The 25,102-nt window shown below is 63.6% G+C and carries 25 protein-coding genes and 2 tRNA genes; 13 read left to right on the plus strand and 14 right to left on the minus strand.

From position 1 onward, the window contains the following. The 7 genes from NRG74_RS09835 to NRG74_RS09865 all read left to right on the plus strand — a co-directional run bounded on the left by NRG74_RS09835 (window position 1) and on the right by NRG74_RS09865 (window position 6,918). The gene (locus NRG74_RS09835) at window positions 1-951 is read left to right on the plus strand and encodes a phosphoglycerate dehydrogenase (RefSeq protein ID WP_257706399.1); all 951 of its coding nucleotides are present in this window, start codon (window positions 1-3) and stop codon (window positions 949-951) included. A 26-nt stretch (window positions 952-977) separates the two neighbouring features. Further along, window positions 978-2,303 carry an MFS transporter gene (locus NRG74_RS09840; RefSeq protein WP_257706400.1) on the plus strand — a complete coding sequence of 442 codons (1,326 nt, stop codon included), beginning with the start codon at window positions 978-980 and terminating at the stop codon, window positions 2,301-2,303. A gap of 78 nt (window positions 2,304-2,381) precedes the next feature. Beyond that, window positions 2,382-3,794, plus strand: a complete 1,413-nt coding sequence (locus NRG74_RS09845; protein ID WP_257706401.1) for a sodium:solute symporter family protein — start codon at window positions 2,382-2,384, stop codon at window positions 3,792-3,794. Continuing rightward, on the plus strand, window positions 3,781-4,911 hold the full coding sequence (locus NRG74_RS09850) for a sialidase family protein (protein ID WP_257706402.1): 1,131 nt from the start codon (window positions 3,781-3,783) through the stop codon (window positions 4,909-4,911). Before NRG74_RS09845 ends, NRG74_RS09850 begins: the two co-directional genes overlap by 14 nt. Window positions 4,912-4,922: 11 nt before the next feature. Continuing rightward, complete coding sequence (locus NRG74_RS09855) at window positions 4,923-5,606, plus strand: SDR family NAD(P)-dependent oxidoreductase (protein WP_257706403.1); 684 nt, start codon at window positions 4,923-4,925, stop codon at window positions 5,604-5,606. A 55-nt stretch (window positions 5,607-5,661) separates the two neighbouring features. Next, complete coding sequence (locus NRG74_RS09860; protein WP_068385427.1) at window positions 5,662-6,423, plus strand: DeoR/GlpR family DNA-binding transcription regulator; 762 nt, start codon at window positions 5,662-5,664, stop codon at window positions 6,421-6,423. Between the two features lie 243 nt (window positions 6,424-6,666). Continuing rightward, window positions 6,667-6,918 carry a hypothetical protein gene (locus NRG74_RS09865; RefSeq protein ID WP_082731546.1) on the plus strand — a complete coding sequence of 84 codons (252 nt, stop codon included), beginning with the start codon at window positions 6,667-6,669 and terminating at the stop codon, window positions 6,916-6,918. Between the two features lie 414 nt (window positions 6,919-7,332). Here the strand turns inward: NRG74_RS09865 and NRG74_RS09870 are convergent. From NRG74_RS09870 to NRG74_RS09915, 10 genes are all read right to left on the minus strand, one after another. After that, window positions 7,333-7,409 (minus strand) — tRNA-Pro (locus NRG74_RS09870). A 64-nt stretch (window positions 7,410-7,473) separates the two neighbouring features. Further along, the gene (locus NRG74_RS09875; RefSeq protein WP_007159195.1) at window positions 7,474-7,833 is read right to left on the minus strand and encodes a MerR family transcriptional regulator; all 360 of its coding nucleotides are present in this window, start codon (window positions 7,831-7,833) and stop codon (window positions 7,474-7,476) included. Then, window positions 7,814-8,116 carry an integration host factor subunit alpha gene (ihfA, locus tag NRG74_RS09880; protein ID WP_007159196.1) on the minus strand — a complete coding sequence of 101 codons (303 nt, stop codon included), beginning with the start codon at window positions 8,114-8,116 and terminating at the stop codon, window positions 7,814-7,816. Before ihfA ends, NRG74_RS09875 begins: the two co-directional genes overlap by 20 nt. Before the next feature lie 3 nt (window positions 8,117-8,119). Then, on the minus strand, window positions 8,120-10,498 hold the full coding sequence (gene pheT / locus NRG74_RS09885) for a phenylalanine--tRNA ligase subunit beta (RefSeq protein WP_257706404.1): 2,379 nt from the start codon (window positions 10,496-10,498) through the stop codon (window positions 8,120-8,122). A gap of 18 nt (window positions 10,499-10,516) precedes the next feature. Beyond that, window positions 10,517-11,518 (minus strand): phenylalanine--tRNA ligase subunit alpha, encoded by a 1,002-nt coding sequence (gene pheS, locus NRG74_RS09890; protein ID WP_017638834.1) that lies wholly within the window; start codon window positions 11,516-11,518, stop codon window positions 10,517-10,519. 96 nt (window positions 11,519-11,614) lie between these two features. Next, on the minus strand, window positions 11,615-11,971 hold the full coding sequence (gene rplT, locus NRG74_RS09895) for a 50S ribosomal protein L20 (RefSeq protein WP_007159199.1): 357 nt from the start codon (window positions 11,969-11,971) through the stop codon (window positions 11,615-11,617). Window positions 11,972-12,001: 30 nt separating this feature from the next. Beyond that, complete coding sequence (gene rpmI / locus NRG74_RS09900; RefSeq protein WP_007159200.1) at window positions 12,002-12,196, minus strand: 50S ribosomal protein L35; 195 nt, start codon at window positions 12,194-12,196, stop codon at window positions 12,002-12,004. A 61-nt stretch (window positions 12,197-12,257) separates the two neighbouring features. Next, window positions 12,258-12,791: a translation initiation factor IF-3 gene (gene infC / locus NRG74_RS09905; RefSeq protein WP_017638835.1), complete on the minus strand. Its 534-nt coding sequence runs from the start codon at window positions 12,789-12,791 to the stop codon at window positions 12,258-12,260. 20 nt (window positions 12,792-12,811) lie between these two features. Beyond that, the gene (gene thrS / locus NRG74_RS09910; RefSeq protein WP_257706405.1) at window positions 12,812-14,734 is read right to left on the minus strand and encodes a threonine--tRNA ligase; all 1,923 of its coding nucleotides are present in this window, start codon (window positions 14,732-14,734) and stop codon (window positions 12,812-12,814) included. A gap of 206 nt (window positions 14,735-14,940) precedes the next feature. Continuing rightward, a complete protein-coding gene (locus tag NRG74_RS09915) occupies window positions 14,941-15,225 on the minus strand; it encodes a hypothetical protein (protein WP_257706406.1) in 285 nt (94 codons plus the stop codon). Between the two features lie 403 nt (window positions 15,226-15,628). On the opposite strand from NRG74_RS09915, the gene NRG74_RS09920 reads away from it, so the two are divergent. Next, a complete protein-coding gene (locus tag NRG74_RS09920; protein ID WP_257706407.1) occupies window positions 15,629-16,336 on the plus strand; it encodes a YfdX family protein in 708 nt (235 codons plus the stop codon). 543 nt (window positions 16,337-16,879) lie between these two features. Beyond that, window positions 16,880-18,049 carry an MFS transporter gene (locus NRG74_RS09925; protein WP_257706408.1) on the plus strand — a complete coding sequence of 390 codons (1,170 nt, stop codon included), beginning with the start codon at window positions 16,880-16,882 and terminating at the stop codon, window positions 18,047-18,049. 345 nt (window positions 18,050-18,394) lie between these two features. Here the strand turns inward: NRG74_RS09925 and NRG74_RS09930 are convergent. The 4 genes from NRG74_RS09930 to NRG74_RS09945 all read right to left on the minus strand — a co-directional run bounded on the left by NRG74_RS09930 (window position 18,395) and on the right by NRG74_RS09945 (window position 20,435). Beyond that, a tRNA-Val gene (locus NRG74_RS09930) sits at window positions 18,395-18,471 on the minus strand. An 87-nt stretch (window positions 18,472-18,558) separates the two neighbouring features. Next, entirely contained in the window at window positions 18,559-19,071 is a 513-nt protein-coding gene (locus NRG74_RS09935; RefSeq protein ID WP_064306609.1) for a DUF2937 family protein, read from the minus strand. Between the two features lie 18 nt (window positions 19,072-19,089). Next, window positions 19,090-19,863, minus strand: coding sequence for a class II glutamine amidotransferase (locus NRG74_RS09940; protein ID WP_160922889.1), 774 nt, complete (start codon window positions 19,861-19,863; stop codon window positions 19,090-19,092). Window positions 19,864-19,961: 98 nt separating this feature from the next. Beyond that, window positions 19,962-20,435: a hypothetical protein gene (locus NRG74_RS09945; RefSeq protein WP_064306611.1), complete on the minus strand. Its 474-nt coding sequence runs from the start codon at window positions 20,433-20,435 to the stop codon at window positions 19,962-19,964. Between the two features lie 89 nt (window positions 20,436-20,524). Here NRG74_RS09945 and NRG74_RS09950 point away from each other — a divergent pair, with 89 nt between their 5' ends. From NRG74_RS09950 to ddpX, 4 genes are all read left to right on the plus strand, one after another. Next, entirely contained in the window at window positions 20,525-22,546 is a 2,022-nt protein-coding gene (locus NRG74_RS09950; RefSeq protein WP_257706409.1) for a S9 family peptidase, read from the plus strand. Window positions 22,547-22,599: 53 nt separating this feature from the next. After that, a complete protein-coding gene (locus NRG74_RS09955; protein WP_257706410.1) occupies window positions 22,600-23,355 on the plus strand; it encodes an SRPBCC family protein in 756 nt (251 codons plus the stop codon). A gap of 217 nt (window positions 23,356-23,572) precedes the next feature. Continuing rightward, window positions 23,573-24,424, plus strand: coding sequence for a MurR/RpiR family transcriptional regulator (locus NRG74_RS09960; protein ID WP_257706411.1), 852 nt, complete (start codon window positions 23,573-23,575; stop codon window positions 24,422-24,424). A 41-nt stretch (window positions 24,425-24,465) separates the two neighbouring features. After that, a complete protein-coding gene (gene ddpX / locus NRG74_RS09965) occupies window positions 24,466-25,041 on the plus strand; it encodes a D-alanyl-D-alanine dipeptidase (protein ID WP_257706412.1) in 576 nt (191 codons plus the stop codon). Window positions 25,042-25,102: the final 61 nt, after the last annotated feature.

A 25,102-nucleotide genomic window follows, 5' to 3' on the forward strand; every position in this document is an offset into this window, starting at 1 on the left:
ATGAAAGTCGTCTGCACCTCGCCGTCCTTCGCCAAGTACTCCCGGGAACCGCTCGAGCTGCTGGCCCGCCACGGCATCGACCTGGTGACCCTGCCCGCCGACATCGATGCCGAGGGTTTCATCGCCGCGGCCGCCGAGTGCCAGGCGGCCATCACCGCCTTCAACGTCTTCGACACCGCCACCTTCGCGGCCCTGCCGCAGCTGCGCCTGGTGTGCAAGCACGGCGTCGGCGTCGACAACATCGACCTGGACGCGGCCCGCGCCCATGGCGTGACCGTCTGCAACGTGCCCAACTCCAACCGCCACGCGGTGGCCGACTACACCTTCGCTCTGCTGCTGGCGTCGGCCCGCCAGGTGGCCCGCGCCGACCGCGAAACCCGCGCCGGCGACTGGCCACGGCTGTTCGGTGCGGATGTCCACGGCAAGACCCTGGGCATCGTCGGCCTGGGCGGCATCGGCAAGGAAGTCGCGCGGCGCGCCAGTGGCTTCGCCATGCGCGTCATCGCCCATGACCCCTATCCCGATCAGGCCTTCGCCGACCGCGAACGCATCGAATTCCGCGCCCTCGACGAACTCCTCGCCGAAGCCGATTTCGTCACCCTGCACATCGGCCTGTCCGACGCCACGCGCCACCTGCTGGATGCACGGCGACTGGGCCTGATGAAGCCGGGCGCCCACCTGATCAACGCCGCGCGCGGCGGCATCGTCGATGAAGAGGCGCTCTACCAGGCGTTGCACAGCGGCCACCTGGGCGGCGCGGCCCTGGATGTGTTCGAGGACGAGCCGGCCAACCAGCACCCGCTGTACGGGCTGCCCACCGTGGTGGTGTCACCGCACATCGCCGGCTACACCCCGGGCGCGCTGGACATCCTCAGCCTCACCTGCGCCCGCAACGTGGTCGCCGCCCTTACCGGCAGCACCACCCTGGAGTCCGTCGTCGTCGCCCCCTGACCCCCTACCCCTTTCGGAACCTGATCATGGATAACAACAACAAGGCCACCAGGATTCGCTGGATCATCGCCGGACTGATGTGGACAGCGATCGCCATCAACTACATCGACCGGGTGGTGCTCTCCGCTGCCGCCCCCTTCATCAGCAAGGAATTCGCCCTCAACGCGACCGAGATGGGGCTGATCATGTCGGCCTTCTTCTGGTCGTACGCCCTGCTGCAGTTGCCCGGGGGCTGGCTGGCCGACCGCTTCGGTCAGAAGGCCACCCTAGGCGGCGCGGTGCTCTGGTGGTCGCTGGCGACTGCCCTGACCGGCCTTGCCACGGGCTTCAAGTCGCTGTTCGCCTTGCGCATCGGCCTGGGCATCGGCGAGGCGGCGGCCTACCCGAGCAACGCCGGCATCACTTCGCGCTGGTTTCCCGACAAGGAGCGCGCCACCGTCTCGGGCATCTTCGACAGCGGTTCCAAGTTCGGCGGCGCGGTGGCCATGCCGCTGATCGTCGGCCTGATCGCACTGTTCGGCTGGAAGCTGACCTTCGTCATCAGCGGCGCCCTCGGCATCCTCTGGGCCCTGGCCTGGTTCGCCTTCTACCGCAACGATCCGGAAGACCACCCGCGCATCAACCAGGCCGAGCTGCGCTACATCCGCGAAGGCCAGCGGCGCCGCGAAGGCAATGGCGAGAAACCAGCCATGCGCTGGTACGAGCTGCTGCGCTACCGCAACGTCTGGGCCATGTGCCTGGGCTTCTTCTTCATCAACTACAACTCCTACTTCTTCATCACCTGGCTGCCCACCTACCTGGTCAAGGAAAAGGGCATGGACCTCATCTCCATGGGCTTCATGGCGGCGCTGCCGCTGCTGATCGCCATGGTGGTGGAAGTCTTCGCCGGCTGGCTGTCGGACCGCATCTACCGCAGAGGCCGCTATTCGCTGACCACGATCCGCAAGACCTTCCTCATCGTCGGCCTGCTGATGGCCTCCTGCATCGGCCTGGCCGCCTTCGCCGAGTCGGCCTGGATCGCCATCGTGCTGCTGTGCATCGCCAAGTCCGGCACCACCGTGGCGGCCACTCAGGTGTGGGCCATGCCCGGGGATATCGCCCCGCGCGGCATGACCTCGATGCTGGCCGGCCTGCAGAACTCGGTTTCCAACATGGGCGGCGTGGTCGGCCCCATCGTCACTGGCTTCATCGTCGCCACCACCGGCTCCTTCAACATCGCCCTGCTGTTCTCGGCGGCGCTGATCGTGGCAGCCATCCTCAACTACCTGTTCCTGCTCGGCCGGGTGGAACCCATCGTCACCGACGACGACCCGGAGGCGGACCTGCTGGGTGCCGGTCAACCCAGCCACTGACGTTCCTCGTTCAGGGCGCCGGCGGCCTGTCGGCGCCCTGTGAAAAAGCTCGTACAACAACAACACGGAGCGATTTCCATGCAGACGTTCGACGTGCAAAGCACCGCCATCATCATCGGGATGGTGGTAGTCTACATTCTCTTCACCACCTGGCTCAGCATCCGCCTGCGCAGCCGCACCAGCGGCGAATTCATGGTGGCCGCGCGCAGCATGCCGGCCTTCGTGGTGGGCATCCTGATGATGTCGGAATTCATCGGCGCCAAGTCCACGGTGGGCACCGCCCAGGCCGCCTTCGAGAGTGGTTTCGCCGCCTCCTGGTCGGTGATCGCCGCGGCCATCGGCTTTCCACTGTTCGGCCTGCTGATGGCGCGCAAGCTCTACGCCTCCGGCGAATTCACCATCTCCGGTTTCATCGCCCAGAAGTACGGCCTGTCCACCAAGCTGATGGTGTCGATCATCATGATCTACGCCCTCCTGCTGGTGAACGTGGGCAACTACGTCAGCGGCGCCGCGGCCATCGCCACGGTACTCAAGATCAACCTGCCCACCGCGGCCTTCATCACCGCCATCGTCAGTACCCTGTACTACGCGTTCGGCGGGCTGAAGAGCGTGGCGTACGTCAGCATCCTGCACACCGCGGTCAAGTACGTGGGCGTGCTCATCGTCACGGGCGTGGCCCTGCACATGACCGGTGGCTTCACCCCGGTCATGCAGAACATGCCGGAGCACTACTTCACTTGGGACGGCGCCATTGGCGGCAGCAAGATCTTCGCCTGGATCATCGGTACCGTCGGAGCGATCTTCTCCACCCAGTTCATCATCCAGGCGATCTCCTCGACCAAGGATGCGCGCGCCGCGCAACGCTCCACCTTCCATGCCTCGCTGCTGTGCATCCCCATCTCCCTGGCGCTGGGCTTCATCGGGGTCGCGTCCAAGTACCTGCACCCGGAGATGAGCAGTCTCTACGCCCTGCCGGTCTTCCTGCAGTCGATGCACCCGGTACTGGCTGGGGTGGTGACCATTTCCCTGGTCGCCTCCATCTTTGTCAGCGTCAGCACCGTGGCCCTGGCCATCGCCTCGCTGGTGGTAAGGGACTTCTATGTGCCACTGCGCAAGCCGACGCCAGAACGTGAATTCAAGGCCACCCGGGTGATCTCCCTGATCATCGGCTTCGTGCCGCTGTTCTTCGTGTTCTTCGTCCCCGAGATCCTGAACCTGTCGTTCTTCACCCGCGCACTGCGCCTGTCCATCGCGGTGATCGCCATGATCGCGATCTACCTGCCGCTGTTCGCCACCAACCGCGGCGCGACCCTGGGCCTGCTGGCCTCGACCATCACCACCAGCGTCTGGTATCTGCTGGGCAATCCCTATGGCATCGACAACATGTACGTTGCCCTGGCGACGCCCGCCATCGTCGTGGTCATCGAACGGCTCTTCCCCCAGTCCGCCGCCAAAGCCGCCCCTGCCGAGGTCCCCCATGCCAACCACTGAAATCGCCATCGCCGGTCGCCAGGACAGCTTCCTGCCAACGCCCTATCCGCAGAACCACGCCGCCAACCTGCTGGCTCAGCCTGACGGCACCCTGCTGTGCACCTGGTTCGCCGGCACCCAGGAAGGCAAGGCCGACATCTCGGTGCTGCTGAGCCGCCGCGACCCGGAGACCGGTACCTGGAGCGAGCCCGTGCAACTGTCGGACGACCCGACTCGCTCCGAGCAGAATCCCATCCTGTTCCAGGCGCCAAATGGCCCGCTGTGGCTGCTGTGGACCGCCCAGGTGGCCGGCAACCAGGACACCGCTATCGTCAGGCGTCGGCTGTCCACCGATGACGGCCACAGCTGGGGCGCCATCGAGACCCTGATCGACACCCCAGGGACCTTCGTTCGCCAGCCGCCGGTGGTGCTCTCAAACGGCGACTGGCTGCTGCCGATCTTCCACTGCATCGCCCGCCCCGGCGAGAAATGGGTGGGCAGCCATGACACCAGCGCCGTGCTGATTTCCAGCGACCAGGGCCGCAGCTGGACCGAGCATGCGGTACCGGAGAGCACCGGCTGCGTGCACATGAATATCCAGCTGCTGGGGGATGGCAGCCTGCTGGCACTGTTCCGCAGTCGCTGGGCCGACTTCATCCACGCCAGCCGCTCCCAGGACGGCGGTCGCAGCTGGAGCGCCCCCACCCCGACGGCCCTGCCCAACAACAACTCCTCCATCCAGTTCGTGCGCCTCGCCAGCGGCGAACTGGTGGTGGCCTACAACCCCACCAGCGCCGCCGAGTACAGCGAACGCCGCGCCTCGCTCTACGACGAGATCGACGATGGCGACAGCCGTGTCGATCCGGTAGCAAAGGACGGCGAGCGCAGCGCCATCTGGGGCGTACCACGCGGCCCCATGAGCCTGGCCGTGTCTACGGACGAGGGTCAAAGCTGGCGGCGCCTGGATGTCGAGGCCGGCGATGGCTATTGCCTGACCAACAACTCCACCGAGAAGCTCAATCGCGAGTATTCCTACCCGAGCCTGGTGCAGGCGGCCGATGGGGATGTGCACCTGGCCTTCACCTACTTCCGCCAACGCATCAAGCACGTCCGCCTGCCGCTGGCCGCGCTGCGTTAGAGGAGACGGCGATGACAACTCAGTCTCATGCCCTGGTGACCGGCGTCAGCTCCGGCATCGGCGCCGCCATCACCCAGCGGCTGCTCGCCGAGGGCTGGCGGGTGATGGGCCTCAGCCGTCGCCCGCCGGAACAGCCCCATCCGGCGCTGACCTGGATCGGCGTCGACCTGGCCGATGCCCAGGCGCTGGATGCCGTGCTGGCCAACATCGGCCCGCTGGACGCCCTCGTCCACGCCGCCGGCTTCATGCGCACCGCGCCGCTGGGCGCCCTGGACCCGGCCGATGGCGCTGCCATGTGGCACCTCCACGTCGCCGTGGCCAGCCGCCTGGTGGATCGCCTGATCGAGCGCCTCGCCGCAGGCGGCCGTATCGTGTTGATCGGCAGCCGCACCATGCAGGGCGCGGCCGGACGCAGCCAGTACGCCGCCACCAAGGCAGCCCTGGTCGGCCTGGTGCGCTCCTGGGCGCTGGAGTTGGCCGCGCGTGGCATCACCGTGAACCTGGTGGCGCCCGGGGCGACCGAGACGCCCATGCTGCGTGATCCGGGTCGTGCCGGCACACCGCCGCGGCTGCCGCCGCTGGGACGCTACGTGCAGCCCGAAGAGGTCGCGGGCCTGACCGCCTTCCTGCTCGGCCCGGATGCCGGCGCCCTCACCGGCCAGACGCTGACGGTCTGCGGCGGCGCCTCGCTGTGATGTGGGGGAAGCACGACTGCGCTAGAGTAGCGCGGTCTTTCCCGATGGATTCCCCATGAAGGTCGCCAAACGTCGCCAGGCCATCCTCGAACTGGTTCTGGCCGGTCACACCAATGTCGAAACCCTGTGCCGGCATCTGGAGGTGTCGGAAGCCACGGTCCGCCGCGACCTGACTGCCCTCGCGGAAGAGGGCCAGATCCTGCGCACCTACGGTGGGGCGACCCATATCGGCACCCGTGAGCCCGAGCCGTCGCTGGAGCAACGCAGCAACCAGTCCGGTCCGGAAAAGGCCCTGCTTGCCCGCGCCGCCCTCGCCCATATCAACGACCACGACACCCTGGTGCTGGACGGCGGCACCACCACCGCCGCCCTGGCCAAACTGCTCAACGAAAGACGCGGCCTGCACGTCATCACCAACAACCTGCTGGCGGTGCCGATGCTGCGCGATCTGCCGGAAGGCCACGTCACCCTGCTCGGCGGCGACCTCCGCCCCGGCAGCATGTCCACCTTCGGCCCGGCGGCCTTCACCATGCTCGAGCGGTTGTCGGCCGACAAGGTCTTCCTCAGCGCCGACGGCGTCGTCGCCGGCCGCGGCCTCTGTGAGGCCAGCACCGAGCAGGCCTATCTCAAGGAGCTGATGATCCAGCAAGCCGCGGAAGTCTTCGTCCTCGCCGACTCGACCAAGCTCGGCCGTGATCGTCAGCAACACTGGACGCCGCTCAAAACGGACTGGACGCTAATTACCGATGCTACGGCGACCGACGTCCTGAACCCCTTCAGGCAGCAGGCACTGGTTCGGGTAGAGACCATTTCCTGACAGAGAGGGCAATGTCTATTCACATGGCAGACATCACCACAGAACGATTAGCCTACGCATCGAAAAATTCGCGTGCCACTAGCTTCCCTCCCTAGATCAAGACCTGATAGGGCCTCGGCTACAGCGAAGTCATGTCCGGTGACTTGCACAACGACAATGCCTCAAAGTTGCCGAATATCACTCCCATAGGCACTGATTATCTAGCTAGTAGTCATAACCCTTGCACACATACGAGGAGACCACATGGCTATCAATGCAGAACTCAAAGCTGAAATCTTGCGCCGCCTGTATCACTCGCATCCATCGGGCCTGGGTAGTGAAATTCTCGATAACCATCACGGCGAAGATGCCGTTATGGACGTTCTTCAGGACCTGCAAGAGCATGGACTGATTCATAAGGGCAACGTCCACGTCGACGCTCAAGGCGATCGCTCTTTGGTGCTACCGATAAAGCTCACCTCTGCTGGAGCAGATGCCGCTAAGAACGCTGAATGACATTAGGAGGCCCAGTACTAACGCTGGGCCTTCCTATTTTTATTAGCTAGTCCAAAGCAGCGGCTGGCCCGGAAGCAGGTTGGATTATGCTTTAGGCTGTGGTCGAGGCGCGTATCCCGAAAAGGGCACTCAAAATCGAATAAGCTGCCACAGGCGATAGTGAGAACATCTGCGCAGGTAATGCCGAGCTCAACTGAGCTGGATGTCTCTATACGTCATTACCAATGAGCAGGCGGGGTGGAAGACTCAGTAAGGTAGGTATGCTTGTAACCAGCAATACCCTTGCAGCAACACGGTCAAAAGCTACCAGGAACCCTACCCAGCGAATCGCCAGCTGATTTTGATTCTATTTTGGCTTGGTTCCAGAAACGAAAAAGGCCCAAGCCACTAAGTGCTTGAGCCTTCTCGTTAATTTGGTCGGGACGGAGTGATTCGAACACTCGACCCCTTGCACCCCATGCAAGTGCGCTACCAGGCTGCGCTACGCCCCGACTGTGTTCCTCTAGGGAACGGCGTGCATCTTACTGCAACACTTTGATTAATGGAAGCTTTTTTTCACTTTTTCAGTACGACGAGGACTTCTTCGAGTTCGCTGATCATCTGGCGGATGAGCTGGTGGTACTGCGAACCCTCGTCGCGGGTCTCGTCGCCCTGGGTGAGACGCTGGCGCGCCCCGCCGATGGTGAAGCCTTCGTTGTACAGCAGCGAACGGATCTGGCGGATCATGAGCACGTCGTGGCGCTGGTAGTAGCGCCGGTTACCGCGGCGCTTCACCGGGTTCAGCTGGGGAAATTCCTGCTCCCAGTAGCGCAGCACGTGCGGTTTGACCAAGCAAAGGTCGCTCACCTCACCGATGGTGAAGTAGCGCTTGCCCGGTATGACCGGCAGTTCGTCGTTATGACTTGGTTCCAGCATAGGCCTCGACCCTGGCTTTGAGTTTCTGCCCGGGGCGGAAGGTCACCACACGGCGCGCCGTAATGGGTATCTCCTCCCCTGTCTTGGGATTGCGTCCGGGGCGCTGGCGCTTATCGCGCAGGTCAAAGTTGCCGAAACCAGACAACTTGACCTGCTCGTTGCTTTCGAGCGCATGACGAATTTCTTCGAAGAACAGTTCGACCAATTCCTTGGCTTCACGTTTGTTCAGACCGAGCTCTTCAAACAGACGTTCGGCCATCTCAGCTTTCGTCAGGGCCCCCATGCGCTATTTCCTTAACGTGGCGTTGAACCTTCTTTCCAGAGAAACGAGGATTTTCTGCGTCGTTTCGTTGACTTCTTCATCGGTTAATGTGCGCGATGGATGTTGCAAGGTCAAGCCGATGGCGACGCTTTTTCTATGTGGATCAATACCTTTGCCTTGGTAGACGTCGAACAGACGCAGTTCCTTGAGGCCTTCTCCGGCGTTTCCGCGGATGTCGGCCAAGAGGTCGCCTGCGGCGACGGCTTCGTCCACCACCAGTGCCAGGTCACGCCGCACTTCCGGGAAGCGCGACAGCTCGCCAAAGCGCGGCAGGCTGCCGGTGGTCAGGGCATCCAGCGCAAGTTCGAAGAGGAACACCGGACGATCCACGTCCAGCTCGCGCGCCACCTCCGGATGCAGGGCGCCCAGGTAGCCGACCGGCTGCCCTGCCCTTTCGATCAGTGCGGTCTGCCCCGGGTGCAACGCCGGATGCTCGCCCGCCACGAAGCGGAAGTCGCTGCCTGCGCCGGACTGAGCCAGCAGCGCCTCGACATCGGCCTTGACGTCGAAGAAGTCCACCGCCTCACGCCCGGACGACCAGCTCTCCGGCAGACGCGAACCGCAGACGGCGCCAGCCAGGACGCTTTCCTGCACCAAGCCTTCCAGCTGACCGACGAATCTCAGCCCCGACTCGAACAGCCGGACGCGGTCCTGCTGACGGTTGAGGTTGTACTGCACGGCCTTGACCAGACCCGGCCACAGCGACGAGCGCATGGCCGCCATGTCGGTGGAGATGGGATTGGCCAGCATCACCGGCTGGGCCGCAGGGGCGAACAGCCGGAAGGTCTTTTCGTCGATGAAGCTGTAGGTGATGGCTTCCTGGTAACCGCGGGCCACCAGCAGGCGACGCAATTGGCTCAGCTCGCCCTTGCTTTCAGACAGGGGTTGCGGCGCCAGACGGGCCTGGGGGAAACGGATCGGCAGCTGGTTGTAGCCGTACAGGCGCGCCAGTTCTTCGATCAGGTCCACTTCGATGCTGATGTCGAAACGGTGGCTGGGCACGCCTACCTGCCAGCGACCGGCTTCCAGGCGGGCTACGGCGAGACCCAGACCGCTGAGCAGACGCTCGACCTGTTCGTCATCAAGGGTAAGACCCAAGACGCGCTCGATGCGCTCGGCGCGCAGCAGGATCGGCTCGACCTGCGGCAGGTGCTCGGCACTGACCGCTTCGATCACCGGACCCGGTTCGCCGCCGACGATATCTAGCAGCAGACGAGTCGCCCGCTCCATGGCCTTGCGCGCCAGTTCGAAGTCCACGCCCCGCTCGAAGCGGTGGGAGGAATCGGTGTGCAGGCCATAGGAACGGGCCTTACCGGCAACGGCGATGGTGTCGAAGAAGGCGCTTTCCAGGAACAGATCACGGGTACCGGCGGCGACACCGCTATGCTCGCCCCCCATGACGCCAGCGATGGCCAGGCCGCGTTCGTGGTCGGCGATCACCAGGGTGTCGTTGCGCAGTTCGATGTCCTGGCCATCCAGCAGCACCAGGCGCTCGCCGGCATCGGCCAGGCGCACGCGGATGCCGCCCTTGATCTGGTCCAGATCGAAGGCGTGCATGGGCTGACCCAGTTCGAGCATCACATAGTTGGTGACGTCGACGGCGGCGTCGATGCTGCGCACGCCGCTGCGACGCAGGCGCTCGACCATCCAGTCCGGCGTCGGACGGGACAGGTCGACGTTCTTGACCACGCGACCCAGGTAGCGCGGGCAGGCCTGGGGCGTCAGCACCTCGACCGGACGGGTCTCCTCGTGCGTAGCCGCTACGGCCTCGACCTGCAGCGGCTCGACTTGGGCGTTGTACAGGGCACCCACTTCCCGCGCCAGACCGGCGATGGACAGGCAGTCACCACGGTTGGGCGTCAGGTCGACGTCGATGATGGCGTCATCCAGCTGCAGGTAGCTGCGGATACTCTGGCCCACCGGCGCGCCGGCCGGCAGCTCCAGCAGGCCGCTGTTGTCGTCGCTAATCTGCAGTTCGCTGGCCGAGCAGAGCATGCCGTGAGATTCCACGCCGCGCAGCTTGGCCTTCTTGATGGTGAAGTCACCGGGCAGCGTGGCGCCGACGGTGGCGAAAGGCGCCTTGAGGCCCGCGCGCACATTGGGTGCGCCGCAGACCACCTGGAAGGATTCCTGACCGTTGCTGACCTGGCAGACGTTGAGCTTGTCGGCATCGGGATGGCGCTCGACGGAGACGACCTCGCCGACGATGACGCCCTGGAAGCTGCCGGCCGCCGCTTCGACGCCGTCCACTTCCAGGCCGGCCATGGACAGCCGGGCAACCAGATCCTCGTGCGTAGCCGCAGGGTTCACCCAGCTACGCAGCCATTGTTCACTGAATTTCATAGGACTCCCGTCTGGCAGCTAGCGGAATTGCGCCAGGAAGCGCAGATCGTTGTCGAAGAAGAGGCGCAGGTCGTTGACCCCGTAGCGCAGCATGGCCAGGCGCTCGGCGCCCATGCCGAAGGCGAAGCCCTGGTACTTCTCCGGATCGATACCGGCCATGCGCAGGACATTGGGGTGGACCATGCCGCAGCCCAGCACCTCGAGCCAGCGCGAAGCCGGTTCGCCGTCGCGGCTCGGACGGCGGATGTCCACCTCGGCCGATGGCTCGGTGAAGGGGAAGTAGGAGGGACGGAAGCGGACTTCCAGCTCTTCCTCGAAGAATTCGCGCAGGAAAGTCACCAGGGTGCTCTTGAGATCGGCGAAGCTGACTTCCTCGTCGATCACCAGGCCTTCGACCTGATGGAACATCGGCGAGTGGGTCTGATCGCTGTCGCAGCGGTACACGCGACCCGGGCAGATGATGCGGATCGGCGGCTGCTGGCTCTCCATGGTGCGGATCTGCACCGGCGAGGTGTGGGTGCGCAGCAGCATGTTGGCGTTGAAGTAGAAGGTGTCGTGCATCGCCCGTGCCGGGTGGTGGCCGGGGATGTTGAGCGCTTCGAAGTTGTGGTAGTCGTCTTCGATTTCGGGACCGGTGGCGACGCCATAGCCGATGTTGGCGAACAGGCGCTCGATACGCTCCAGGGTGCGGGTGACGGGATGCAGGCCACCGGAGGCCTGACCACGCCCGGGCAGGGTCACGTCGATGCGTTCCGCGGCGAGGCGAGCGGCCAGGGCGGCCTGCTCCAGCGTCGCCTTGCGGCTGTTGATTGCGTCCTGGACACGTTCCTTGGCGGCGTTGATCAGCGCGCCAGCCTGGGGACGCTCCTCCGCCGTGAGGTGGCCCAGGGTCTTCATGATCTGGGTCAGTTCACCCTTCTTGCCCAGGTAATTGACCCGGAGCTGTTCCAGGGCATTGGTGTCTTCGGTGTGCCGCACGGCCTCCAGTGCTTGGGAGACCAGCGCATCCAGGTTTTCCATCTAGGGACTCCAGATACAAAATAGGGGAAGAGCTATGAGGCTCTTCCCCTATTGATAACGTTGCTTCGCGCCAGGGGCGCGAGATTGCCGGGGGGCTTAAGCCAGCGAAGCTTTAGCTTTCTCGACAATCGCAGCAAACGCCGCTTTTTCGTTCACGGCCAGATCGGCCAGTACCTTACGGTCGATCTCGATGGCCGCTTTCTTCAGGCCGGCGATCAGACGGCTGTAGGACAGACCGTTGATACGAGCACCAGCGTTGATACGAGCGATCCACAGAGCGCGGAACTGACGCTTCTTCTGACGGCGGTCACGGTAGGCGTATTGGCCTGCCTTGATTACCGCTTGCTTAGCGACGCGGAAGACGCGCGAACGGGCACCGTAGTAGCCTTTGGCGAGCTTCAGGATTTTCTTGTGACGGCGACGAGCGATGACGCCACGCTTAACACGAGCCATGGGTAACTTCCTTTAAATTCTTGACCAGGATTAACGAAGGCGCAGCATGCGCTCGACCTTTTGGACGTCGGATGCATGCATCAGCGACGTACCGCGCAGCTGACGCTTACGCTTGGTGGTCATCTTGGTCAGAATGTGGCTCTTGAAAGCGTGCTTGTGCTTGATGCCACCAGCAGTTTTCACGAAGCGCTTCGCAGCGCCGCTTTTGGTTTTCATCTTTGGCATGTTCGGATACTCCGCATTGAGTGATTACGCATAACAGCAAGGCCTGCCAGTGCCCTGGTAGTTACTTTTTCTTCTTGGGGGCGATGACCATGATGAGTTGGCGTCCTTCCATCTTAGGATGCTGCTCAACGGCGCCGTGTTCGACGAGGTCAGCTTCGACCCGCTTCAACAGCTCCATGCCCAGCTCCTGGTGGGCCATCTCCCGGCCGCGGAATCTCAACGAGACCTTGGCCTTGTCCCCCTCGGTTAGGAAGCGTACCAGGTTGCGTAGTTTTACCTGGTAATCCCCTTCTTCCGTCCCTGGACGAAACTTGATTTCTTTGACCTGAGCCTGCTTCTGGTTCTTCTTCGCCGCCGCGACTTGCTTCTTCTTCTCGAAGACGTGCTTGCCGTAGTCCATGATCCGGCAGACCGGGGGTACGGCGTCGGCGGTGATTTCCACCAGATCCAGCTTGGCGTCTTCAGCAGCCTGCAGGGCCTCCTGGATGGAGACGATGCCTACTTGCTGACCATCGGCGCCAATAAGGCGAACTTCCCGGGCGGTGATATTTTCGTTGATCGGTGCCCGGGGTGCGGCTCGCTTGTCTTGTCTCATGTCACGCTGCTTGATAGTGATTACTCCGAATCTTGCCGGCCACGCCGGGAAACCGCTTGCGTGAGCAGCTCGCGGAAACGCTCGACGGGCATGGAGCCCAGATCTACGCCTTCACGGGTACGCACGGCAACGGATCGTGTCTCAACCTCCCGGTCTCCAATAACCAGGAGATAGGGAACCTTGAGCAAAGTATGCTCGCGGATTTTAAAGCCGATCTTCTCGTTTCTCAAGTCGGCTTTGGCCCGGAAGCCCTCAGCGTTCAATTCGCCGACGACCTGCTGGGCGAAATCGGCCTGTTTGTCGGTGATATTGAGTACCACCGCCTGGGTCGGAGCGAGCCAGGCCGGGAACAGACCGGCATAGTGCTCGATGAGCATGCCGATGAAGCGCTCGAAGGAACCGAGGATGGCACGGTGCAGCATCACCGGGCGCTGACGACTGTTGTCCTCGGAGATGTAGCTGGCGTCGAGGCGCTCCGGCAGGTTGGGATCGTACTGCAGGGTACCACACTGCCAGTTACGCCCCAGGCAGTCCTTGAGGGTGAATTCGATCTTGGGCCCGTAGAAGGCGCCCTCGCCCGGCTGGTATTCCCACTCCAGACCCGAGGCGTCCAGGGCATCGGCCAGCGCCTTCTCGGCGCGATCCCACAGCTCTTCGGAACCGACGCGCTTGGCCGGTCGGGTGGAGAGCTTCATGATCACGTCGGTGAAGCCGAAGTCGGCATAGACCTGCAGAGTCAGCTTGATGAAGTCGGCCGCTTCCTTCTCTACCTGCTCTTCGGTACAGAAGATGTGGGCGTCGTCCTGGGTGAAGCCGCGTACGCGCATGATGCCGTGCAGGGCGCCGGACGGCTCGTTGCGGTGGCAGGCACCGAACTCGGCCAGGCGCAGCGGCAGGTCGCGGTAGGACTTCAGACCCTGGTTGAACACCTGCACGTGGCAGGGGCAGTTCATTGGCTTGACCGCGAAGTCACGGTTTTCCGACGCCGTGGTGAACATGTTCTCGGCGTAGTTGGACCAGTGACCCGAGCGCTCCCAGAGGATGCGATCGACCACCTGGGGCGTCTTGATCTCCTGGTAGCCGTGGTCGCGCTGGACCTTACGCATGTACTGCTCGAGCACCTGGTAGACGGTCCAGCCATTGGCGTGCCAGAACACCATGCCGGGCGCTTCTTCCTGCAGGTGGAAGAGATCGAGCTGCTTGCCGATGCGGCGATGGTCGCGCTTCTCGGCTTCCTCGATGCGCTGGATGTAGGCCGCCAGCTGCTTCTTGTCCGCCCAGGCGGTGCCATAGATACGCTGCAGCTGCTCGTTCTTGGCGTCGCCACGCCAGTAGGCGCCGGACAGCTTGGTCAGCTTGAACGCCTTGAGGAAGCGGGTGTTGGGCACGTGCGGGCCCCGGCACATGTCGACGTATTCCTCGTGGTAGTACAGGCCCATGGCCTGCTCCTCGGGCATGTCGTCGATCAGGCGCAACTTGTACTCCTCACCCCGGGCCTTGAACACCTCGATGACTTCGGCGCGCGGCGTCATCTTCTTGATGACGTCGTAGTCCTTGTCGATCAGCTCGCGCATCCGCGTCTCGATGGCCGAGAGGTCATCCAGGGTAAAGGGACGCTCGAAGGAGATGTCGTAGTAGAAGCCTTCGTCGATCACCGGGCCAATGACCATCTTGGCGGTCGGGAACAGCTGCTTGACCGCATGACCCACCAGGTGAGCGCAGGAGTGGCGGATGATCTCCAGACCGTCCCCGTCCTTGGCGGTGATGATCTGCAGGTTGGCATCCTGCTCGATGAGATCGCTGGCATCGCGCAGCTGGCCGTCGACGCGACCGGCAATGGTCGCCTTAGCAAGACCGGCACCAATGGACTGGGCGACTTCGGCTACGGTGACGGGCTTGTCGAATGGACGTTGGCTACCGTCGGGGAGAGTAATGACAGGCATGGCGCCTCCTCAACTCAGTGGTGACCCATACCAAGGGCCACATGGTGGGATTGGCCAGTAAGCAGCCGCACCGCTGGAAATCCCGCCGCACAGTGGCAGGGCCGCAAGGCATTCCGGGCGACGCGAAAGGATCACTGGAAAGTTTGGGACGGAAATCCTTTCAGAAACTGAGACCTAGCGCAACCTCGCAAGGGACTGTCATCTACCTAGCGCGCCGCATCGGGGTACTTCTTGAGGAACTGTTTCTGCATTTCCTGGCAGTTTTCCATCAGCGCCTGGCGATCGGCCGGCGAGGCGTCCGCGGCGTTGGCCCGCGCCAGGCACTGGTCGATGGCCTGCTGCTCGTTGGCGCGGCTGACCGGCGTCGCATTGTGGCGATAGACGTAGATGATGGAGCCGAAGACCACGACCGCGAACAGGATCGACAGCAGGATCAACCCCAGGCAACCACCCTTGCCGATCTGCCGGCCTTCACCACCCTGCGTCATCATTCACTCCTCGTTGTAGCGGGCCCATACTCGCGCCTGGCGAGGCAGTGGAGCCCCAGGAAAAATCGTCCGCCAGTCTACGTGAAAACCTGGATCGCCACGACCGAGGCAAGCGGTCACACCCCTACCCGCCTGAGGGATCCGTATAAACCTCAGACGTCCAAAAGTTCTTCCAGGCGAAACATATTCACACGAGATTCAACCAAAGGCGTCCTTGGTTAACGCCCGACAAGATTACCCGCATTTAACAGTGCAAGACCGTTCAGCGACTATTCAAGAAAAGCTCGGCTCCTATTAATCCAGTGTTAAGGGATCCGGCGGAGCATCGATTCCAGGCACTACAGAACAAGGTTCTGTTACCTGAGCGATAACCCAACTTCAATTGCATATCCGCTGGAGGCAGCACATGAACGTCAAGAATAAACTGGCAAAGAGCCTGCTGGTCGTCGCCGTCGTAGCCGCCTGCTCGTCTGCGGCCTTCGCCGCCACCCAAGCCCCCTCGCCCAGCGAACTGGGCAATTTCCAGGCGCTGTCCACTCAAGGCCAAAGAGCCTTCACCGATATATCCACCGCACGCCTGGAACTCTTTCAAGGGCAAACGAAGAAAGCGGTAAGCCATGTCAAGGATGCGCAACAGGCACTCAAACTTGCACAGTCGGATAATACGGCACTGGAAAAAGCCGCGAGTGAGTTGCAGGTCAAGGATAATCAGGGCAAGGCCGACACCAGCACGACCGTAACCTCCTGGCTACCGATTTGGGGTGACACTGTGGTGCAGGACAGTTATATGGCCAGCCCGCAAAAAGTGAAAGCAGTGGCGGACGCCAACAACAAGCTCAAACACGGCGACGCCAAGGGCGCCGCGGAAACCCTGCGTCTGGCCAACGTCGATATCGACACCGCCATCGCCCTGGCACCACTCAAGCAGACCATGACGGACGTCGATCAGGCGGTTAAGCAACTGGCCAGCGACAAGTTCTATGAAGCCAACCTGACGCTCAAGCAGGCTCAGGATGGCGTGCGCTACGCCTCGACGGCCCTGGACTTCACGGCGAACAAACACGGGCTGCAGCCGGCGGGCTCCTTCACCGAGACCGTTACCCCGAGCAGCTGATGGCTTGGGGCGGACAACAGGGCGATCGCGAGATCGCCCTGTTCGAACCCAGCACGCCTGGCTGACCAAAGGCTACCGAGCAGGTAAACGAAAACTGGATCGCCCTTCTTACCCACCAGCCGTGCGGGTTTTGTCAGGCAAGATAGGATTCAAGCCAATACCCCTTCTGCAAGAAGCGTCGGCAAGACAGATCCACCGCATTCAGCGCTCCCACCCTAAACGTACCCATTCAGCGGACGCAAGCTGTCGCTTAGAAGAGCCAGTAGGCCTGTGGCGGGCACCTAAGCCTGTCACCGGGTAAAGGCTTCGCTTTCTCAGCCTCGCATACGCCTTTCCCCCTTTCCTTCCCAATGGCAGCACTGCCAGGCCCTGCTGACACGCCCCAGCTGCCAAGTCGCCCGGTTCAGGCCTAGCCATTTCCTTCCGCGAACATCAGCCAGGAAATGCACGATTATACGCGGTCTTGCTTAATCATGCCCGTTCGGCTAACACTGATATGAGGTGTGATAACCCTTTACCGTCGCCTTATTTCGGAGCACTCCCATGCAACACGTGCAACTCGCCACCCAACAACGCTCGGGAGCGATCGAGCAATGGGCGACCCGCGCCGGCTTTCTGATTGCAGGTTCGGCTATGGCCGCCTGGGCACCACTGGTGCCCGTCGCCAAGGCGAGGATCGGCGCCGATGATTCGACGCTTGGCCTTCTTCTGCTTTGCCTGGGCCTGGGATCCATTGTCGCGATGCCCATCGTCGGCATCCTCGCCAGCCGCTTCGGATGCCGTGCAGTGATCGCGACCAGCTCGGTGGCACTGGCGCTGGTGCTGCCGCTGCTTGCCGTCGCCGATTCGATTTTCGGCATGGCCATAGCCCTGGCCCTGTTCGGGGCCAGCGTTGGCGCCCTGGACGTCGCGATCAACATCCAGGCCGTGATGGTCGAGAAGGACAGCGGTCGCAACATGATGTCCGGCTTCCACGGCCTGTTCAGTGTCGGCGGGATCGTCGGCGCCGGCGGCATGAGCGTTCTGCTGGGGGCTGGAATCCAACCGCTGGTTGCGACCCTGGTGTTCAGCGCGTTGTTGATCCTTCTACTCGCGGCCTCAATCAAGGGTCTGCTGCCCTACGGCAATCATGACGCCGGGCAAACTCCGCTGTTCACGTTGCCGCGCGGGATCGTCGCCTTCATCGGCTTGCTGTGTTTTCTGATTTTTCTCAGTGAAGGCGCGATCCTGGACTGGAGCGCCTTGTTCCTGATCGATGCCCATGACGTCGCCCCGGCACAGGCCGGCTTCGGTTACACGGTATTCGCGTTGGCGATGACCCTTGGCCGCCTGACCGGCGACTGGATCGTGAAGACGCTGGGCGGCCTGAAAGTGGTCGTAGCCGGCGGCCTACTCGCCGCGGCAGGCTTTCTGATGGCGGTGCTGGCACCCAGCCAGCCCTTTGCCTTCGCCGGCTTTCTGCTCGTTGGCCTCGGGGCCTCCAACATCGTCCCGGTGCTCTTCAGTGCCGCAGGACGGCAGACCCGGATGCCTCCAAGCCACGCCATTGCCGCGATTACCACCATCGGCTACGCCGGCATTCTCATCGGTCCGGCAGCGATCGGTTTCGTGGCCCAGCATTGGAGTTTGAGTGCAGCGCTGGTGCTGGTGGGGGGCGGGATGGCGTTTGTTGCGCTCACCTGGCCGATGACAGCAAGACAACAAAACGCCTAGCGCTTCACCTTCGCCAGAGCCTGGCAGCCGCGATCGAGCCCTTGGCAACGGCGGAATGGCATAGTCGCCGGTCACTGCTCCTTCTTCCATGCGAATCGAGCACCAGGCTCTCGGCTCAGGCCCCTTCCCAGAGGAACACACCAGACGCCAGGGGGGGGCATGTCGATCCGACAGGGTTTCGCTATCACCAAGAAGGCCAAGGCGAACAGGTCGTTGAGTATCAGGACGCCGGGACGGATCAGCAGCCCTGACAGCTGAACGCCTTCCCATCGCATCCCCAAACGAAAAAAGGGCGACCCTTTCGGATCGCCCTTCTTCTTACCCGCCAGCAGTGCGGGTTTTGTTTGGTAGGCACGATTGGATTCGAACCAACGACCCCCACCATGTCAAGGTGGTGCTCTAACCAACTGAGCTACGTGCCTGCTGTGGGTGCGCATTCTACAGCGCGAGACTTTAGCGTCAAGCCCTTTTTTCAGCTAAACGCCTGAAAACGTGAATTTTTTTGCGGACTAGGAAAGACGCCGGGCTGGACGCCGTGGATAGAGCAGGATGGAAAGCCAGAGCGCGAGAGTTTCCACTGTCACCGCCAGCGCCAATCCCAGCCCTATTCCCCAGCCGATGGCTTCGGGGGTAAGGACCACCTGATAGCGATATTGCCGCAGGGTCTCGTCACGCAGCTCGCCGTTGGGCCGTACTAGGATGTGCCAGGCCCGCTGGTACCAGGGGCCTTGCAAGGCCTGCCATTCTTCGTTGAACAGCGCGTTACGGCGCATCAGTACGCCAAGGCTGTCGGCGTCGCTGCGAAAGACCGGATCCTCGCTGGCCCGGTAATGCGCCAACAGGCCGTCGAGGCTGCCCTCGAAATATTGCTGCGCGGTCCGCCTGAAGCCGCTCAGGGCCTGATCGGACTCCAGGCGATGGGCATCCACGCGCTGCTCGTAGTCGAGCATGAAACCGGGGATCTGCACCCCTACCAGCAAGGCCAGGGTAAACAACAGCAGACGAATATAGCTGCGCAGCATCGTGAGGTAGGTTCCTGTCTAGACGCGACCCTGGGTGACGATCTCGCCATCCCACCAGAGATGCCATTCCCCCGGCTGATGCAGGGTCCAGACCTCGTCGCAGGTCAGCGGCTCGGTGGCGATGATGGTGACGACATCATTGGGCGTGGTCTCGGCCTTGAAGTCGATGCGTACTTCCGCATCACGCAACTGGGCCGGACCGAAGGGGGCACGGCGGGTGATATGGGCCAGCTTGGTGGTGCAGAAGCTGAACAGCCAGTCGCCATCGCTGAGCAGGCAGTTGAAGACGCCCTTCTTGCGAAAACCATCGCAGGCGTTCACCAGCTGCGGCAGCAGCATCTCCACCGGGACGGGTTCGGGAAAGCGCTCGCGAACCTGATCCAGCAGACTGCAAAAGGCCGTCTCGCTGTCGGTAGTGCCTACCGGTCGGTAGAAACGCGGCTCGGGATGAAAATCCTGCAGCTGGCCATTGTGGGCAAAACTCCAATAGCGCCCGCCCAGCTCGCGCACGAAGGGATGGGTATTGGCCAGATTGACCGCCCCGACATTGGCATGGCGGATATGGCCGATCACCGTGTGGCTCTTGATCGGATAGCCCTGGACCAGCTTGGCCACCTCGGAATCGGCGCCCGGCAAGGCATCCTTGAACAGGTGCAGGCCCCTACCCTCGTAGAAGGCCACGCCCCAGCCGTCTCGATGCGGACCGGTGCGACCGCCGCGCTGCATGAGGCCCTGGAGACTGAAGACCAGATCCGTGGGCACGTTGGCACTCATGCCCAGCAATTCGCACATGTCCGTCCCTCCGGGGTGGCTGCCTGGTTCAACGGCGGCTGCAGCCGCTGCCCTTCGCGGTCATGCTGAAGGGGTCACGGCCCAGGCGCAAGCCTGGATTACAGACGGGGTTCGACGCGCTCGCTACGGCCACGGGGCTCACGGCGCTCCGCAGGTGCTGCCGGGCTGCGCAGTGCCGTCGGCGATTCCGGCTGTGGATCATCCGCAGGGCTTTCCGCGGCGACCGGCGCAGGACGCGGATGGGAGCGGCGGTACAGCCAGCGACAAAGGACGAAGATCAGGTAGAGCACCACGCCGATGGTGCCAGCCGCCGCCAGATTGGCCACGGCCGACCAGGCACTGTTGCCGACCTTGAACACCAGGTCCAGCACCGTCACGGCGATCGCCGGCGCATAGAGGCCATGCTCGGCATCCACCAGAGCCGGGGTCACCAGCAGCACGGCCACCACCAGGCGGATAGGTTCGCGCAACCAGCGCCAGAGCCAACCGGTGGCCTTGAAAGACACCACCAACAGCAGCAGCGCGGCGACGGCGTAGACGGCCCAGGCGATCAGGTACTCTTGCTCGGTCATTGCGATCCATGGCGATAGCGGAAAGGAGAAGCCTATGATAGCGGTTTTGCCCCGCCCGCGTGTCTTTGCGCGGCGCCCAAGGAGCCCGCATGACCCAAGCCCCCACCACCCGCCGCGCCCCTGGCGACGATCCCTACGTCTGGCTGGAAAGCCGTGACGCTCCCGAGGTACTGGCGCACCTGGAAGCCGAGAATGCCTACCTGGAAGCCCAGCTGGCACCCGAGGCTGCCCTGCGCGAGCAGCTGTTCGAGGAAATCCGTGCACGCATCCGCGAGACGGACCTGTCGCTGCCCGTCCCCCGCGGCGACTACCTCTACTATCAGCGTACCCAGGCTGGTGACGAATACGGCCGCAACTATCGCTGCCGCCGACCAGCCGACGGCGATCTCACGCCCGATCCGGCGACCGACGAATTGCTGTTCGACGGCAACGCCATCGCCGACGGCGGCTTTCTCTCCGTCGGCCGCTTCACCATCAGCCCGGACCAGACCCGGCTCGCCTACAGCCTCGACCAGGTCGGTGACGAGACCTACCGGCTCTATGTGAAGGAACTGGCCACCGGCATAGTGACCGAACTGCCCTTCGAGGAGTGCGACGGCAGCCTGACCTGGGCCAATGACAGCCGCACCCTGTTCTTTGGCGAGCGCGACGAATCCCATCGTCCGCACAAGCTCTATCGCTACCACCTGGGTGATGCCGAGCCGCAACTGGTCTTCCACGAGACCGATGGGCGCTTCTTTCTCGGCTGCTATCGTTCGAGCTCCGAACGCAAGCTGCTGCTGCTGTCCCACAGCAAGACCACCAGCGAAGCCTGGGCGCTGGACGCGGATCGGCCGGACGAGGCCTTCGTCTGCCTGGCGCCCCGCGAAGAAGGTCATGAGTATTTCCCCGATCATGGCGTCGATGGCTGGTACATCCGCAGCAACCAGGACGGCATCAACTTCGCGCTCTACCAGGCCGCCGAGGAAAGTCCCACGCGCTCGCACTGGCAGCTGCTGGTACCTCACGATCCCGCGGTGATGCTGGAGGACGCCAGCCTCGGCGCCCAGGCGCTGGTCTTGAGCCTGCGCACCGCCGGGTTGCCGATCTTGGAGGTTCGCCCCTATGGTCAGGCCTCCTACCGGGTCGACCTGCCGGACGAGGTCTACAGCCTCGATGCCATGGACGTACTGGAATTCGACAGTCCCGTCATGCGCCTGCGCTACGAGGCGCTCAATCGCCCCGCCGAGATCCGCGAACTGGACCTGGTAAGCGGTACCCAGCGAGTGCTCAAGCAGGTGCCGGTGGAAGGCCCCTTCGACGCCGACGCCTACGAGAGCCGCCGCCTGTGGGCCACCGCCGCGGACGGCACGCGCATTCCCATCAGCCTGGTCGGTCGGCGCGATCTGCCGCAGAGCGCCCCACTCTACCTCTATGGCTATGGTGCCTACGGCCACAGCCTGGACCCCTGGTTCTCCCATGCGCGCCTGAGCCTGCTGAATCGTGGCGTGCGCTTCGCCATCGCCCATGTGCGCGGCGGCGGCGAACTAGGGGAAGCCTGGTATCGCAGCGGCAAGCTGGAACACAAGCAGAACACCTTCGATGACTTCATCGCCTGCACCGAGCATCTGCTGGAACAGGGCCTGACGACGCCGCAACAGGTGGTCATCAGCGGCGGCAGTGCCGGCGGTCTGCTGATCGGCGCCGTGCTCAACCAGCGGCCCGAGCTCTATGCCGCGGCCATTGCCGAGGTGCCCTTCGTCGACGTGCTCAACACCATGCTCAAACCGGACCTGCCTTTGACCGTGACCGAGTACGACGAGTGGGGCGATCCGAACGAGCCCGAGGTGAGGGCGCGCATCGCCAGCTACGCGCCCTACGAAAACGTCAAGGCCCAGGCCTATCCGGCCATCCTGGCGGTGGCGGGCTATCACGACACCCGGGTGCAGTATTGGGAAGCCGCCAAGTGGGTGGCGCGGCTGCGCGAGCGGCGGACCGATCAGGCGCCCCTGCTCCTGCTCAAAACCGAATTCGGCGCCGGACACGGCGGCATGAGCGGGCGTTACCAGGCGTTGCGCGACGTGGCCCTGGAATACGCCTTCGTCTTCCGGGTACTGGGCCTGACCGGCTAGGGAACGGCGGGGGCTCTGGGCAGGTCTTTTCCACAGCTAAAGGAGAATCTGCCATGCACCTAGATGCCCCCACTCCCCCTCTCGCTCCCCCGCCTCGCAACGCCGCTGCCATCCAGGGCGTGGAACGCCTGGCCTCCGTGGCCGGCGGTGGCTTGCTGCTCAGCCGCGGCCTGGCGCGTGGCGGTCTGCTCGGCCTGCTGACCGGCGCCACCGGCGCCTGGCTGCTGAATCGCGGCCTGCGCGGCCATTGCTCGATCAAGCGCACCCTGACCAAGGTGCGTTTCGAGCGCGACGTCCGCCGTTCGCTGGCCTGGCATTCGGCAGCCTCCCAGACCCGCCGGATCGTCATCGCCCGTCCCCGCGATGAGCTCTATCGCTTCTGGCGCGACTTCTCCAACCTGCCGATCTTCATGCGCCACATCGAACGCGTGGACGTGCTCAACGACCGCTATTCCCACTGGGTGGTCAAGGCGCCCATGGGCCGTTTCGAATGGGATGCCGAAGTCACCGACGACGTGCCGGGCCGCCTGATTGGCTGGCGCTCCTGTGGCTATGCCGGTCTGAACAACCTGGGCTGGGTCAGCTTCGAAGATGTGCCCGGTGGCACCGAGGTGACGGCCGTCATGGCCTACGAACCGCCGGCCGGCCGCCTCGGCCACCTGTTCGCCCGCCTGCTGCGCCGCGACCCTGGCACCCGCATCGCCCAGGACCTGGCCGAGCTGAAGGTGCTGCTGGAACGCGCCCATGCGGTCGGTGATCGCTATGGCGCCGTCGAGCGCACCTCGCACATGGAGTCGCCGCTGGGCTGATCTTCGGCTGTACCGCGGCGTCTCGCTCGGGACGCCGCCACTCTCCTCCCAAGCCATTCAGCCTGTACCGGCTTATCTCGTAACGACCCCAAACCCCGCTTTGCGACACCGCGGTGACAACCGGCGTGCAGCCGCTTGCGACGCCTGGAAAATCAATGTTAGCTTTCGAACAATGGAGCAGTTAATGACAGCTCGATAACATCGCAGGCCATCCGGTGTGACCAAGCCACTCTTCTTCCAAGCCCTTGAAGGCGCCTTCGCCGACCTTACGCCCACCGGCAAACGCGTTGCAGGCTACCTGTTGGCCAATCCGGAGAAGCTGCCCTTCGAGACCGCCGACAGCATCGCCCAACGCACCAACACCACCGGCATTTCCGTGGGTCGGCTGCTGCGCTCACTGGGCTATCGCAACCTCGACGACGTCAAGCAGAGCCTGAGAGACGAAGGCCTGGAAGGCTGGCGCATCACCGACCGCTTCAGTGCCTTTCGCCAGCAGAGCGGACGCAGCGACGCCCTGGACCGCTCTCTGGCCGCCGAGCTCGCCGCCATCGAGGACGTCTACCAGCTGGCCCGCGGTCCGGTGTTCGAGCAGGTGGTCCGGCAGCTGACCGGTGCGGACGCCGTGTTCATCGCCGGTATCCAGACCACCCGCGGCGTCCTGGGTAGCTTTCACAGCCTGCTGGAATACATCCGCCCCAAGGCCTTCTACGTCGACGGTCTGTCGGGCACCTACGCCGACATCTTCAACAGCGGCTTCGCCCAGCCCTACCTGGTGGTGGCCGACTTTCGCGCCTATTCCAGCGTGACCCGCAAGCTCTGCGAGAGCGCTCGCGATGCCAGGCTGCCCATGGCGCTGATCACCGACTACCACTGCCCCTGGGCGCGGGACTATCCCGCCGACCTGCTGCAACTGCGCCTGGAAGTCGACCAGTTCTGGGACTCCCTGGCGCCGCTGGCCTGCCTGCTGAACCTGCTGGTGTCAGCGGTGGCGGATCGCTCGGGCGATGCCCTGGAACAGCGCCTGGCCAGCAACCGCGCCCTGCAGCAGCGCTTCGGGCAATTCGAATGAGCCCTGGTCCTCTTCTTCACCCCAAGGAAGCACCCCGTACCGTGAATCATCCAGAACTCGTCGAGATCGACGCCCACCACTACGGCGTGGACATTCACCTGGTCTATGCGACCGCCGACAACCTGGCTGGCAAGGTGCTCTACCAAGACGCCCACTGCCTGCTGCACCGGGATGCCGCCGCCCGCCTGCACCGCGCCAGCGCGCTGGCGCAACAGGCCGGTCTGCGTCTGCAGGTGCTGGATGCCTACCGCCCGCCCTATGCCCAGCAACTGCTGTGGCGGGTGCTGCCCGATGCCCAGTACGTGAGCGATCCGGCGCAGGGTTCGCACCACAGCCGCGGCGTGGCCGTGGACGTGACCCTGCTCGACGAGGCCGGCGAGCCGCTGGACATGGGGACCGGCTTCGACGACATGCGCGAGCTGTCGCACCTGTTCAATCCGGCGCTGCCCGCCGCCGCCCAGCGTAACCGCCTGCTGCTGCTGGGCATCATGCAGAGCGCCGGCTTCACCTTCATCCCCAGCGAGTGGTGGCACTTCGAATTGCCCGATGCCCGCCGCTATGCGCTGATCGACTACCACCATCTCAGCCAGGAGGAGCTCGCCGCCCTGCTGAACTGATCCTGCCGGCGACCGGGTCATTCGAATCCGGCGCCGCGAGCCCTTCGCTCGACCGCCTTGC

The organism is Pseudomonas oryzihabitans (assembly GCF_024652905.1).
Classification (GTDB): domain Bacteria; phylum Pseudomonadota; class Gammaproteobacteria; order Pseudomonadales; family Pseudomonadaceae; genus Chryseomonas; species Chryseomonas benzopyrenica.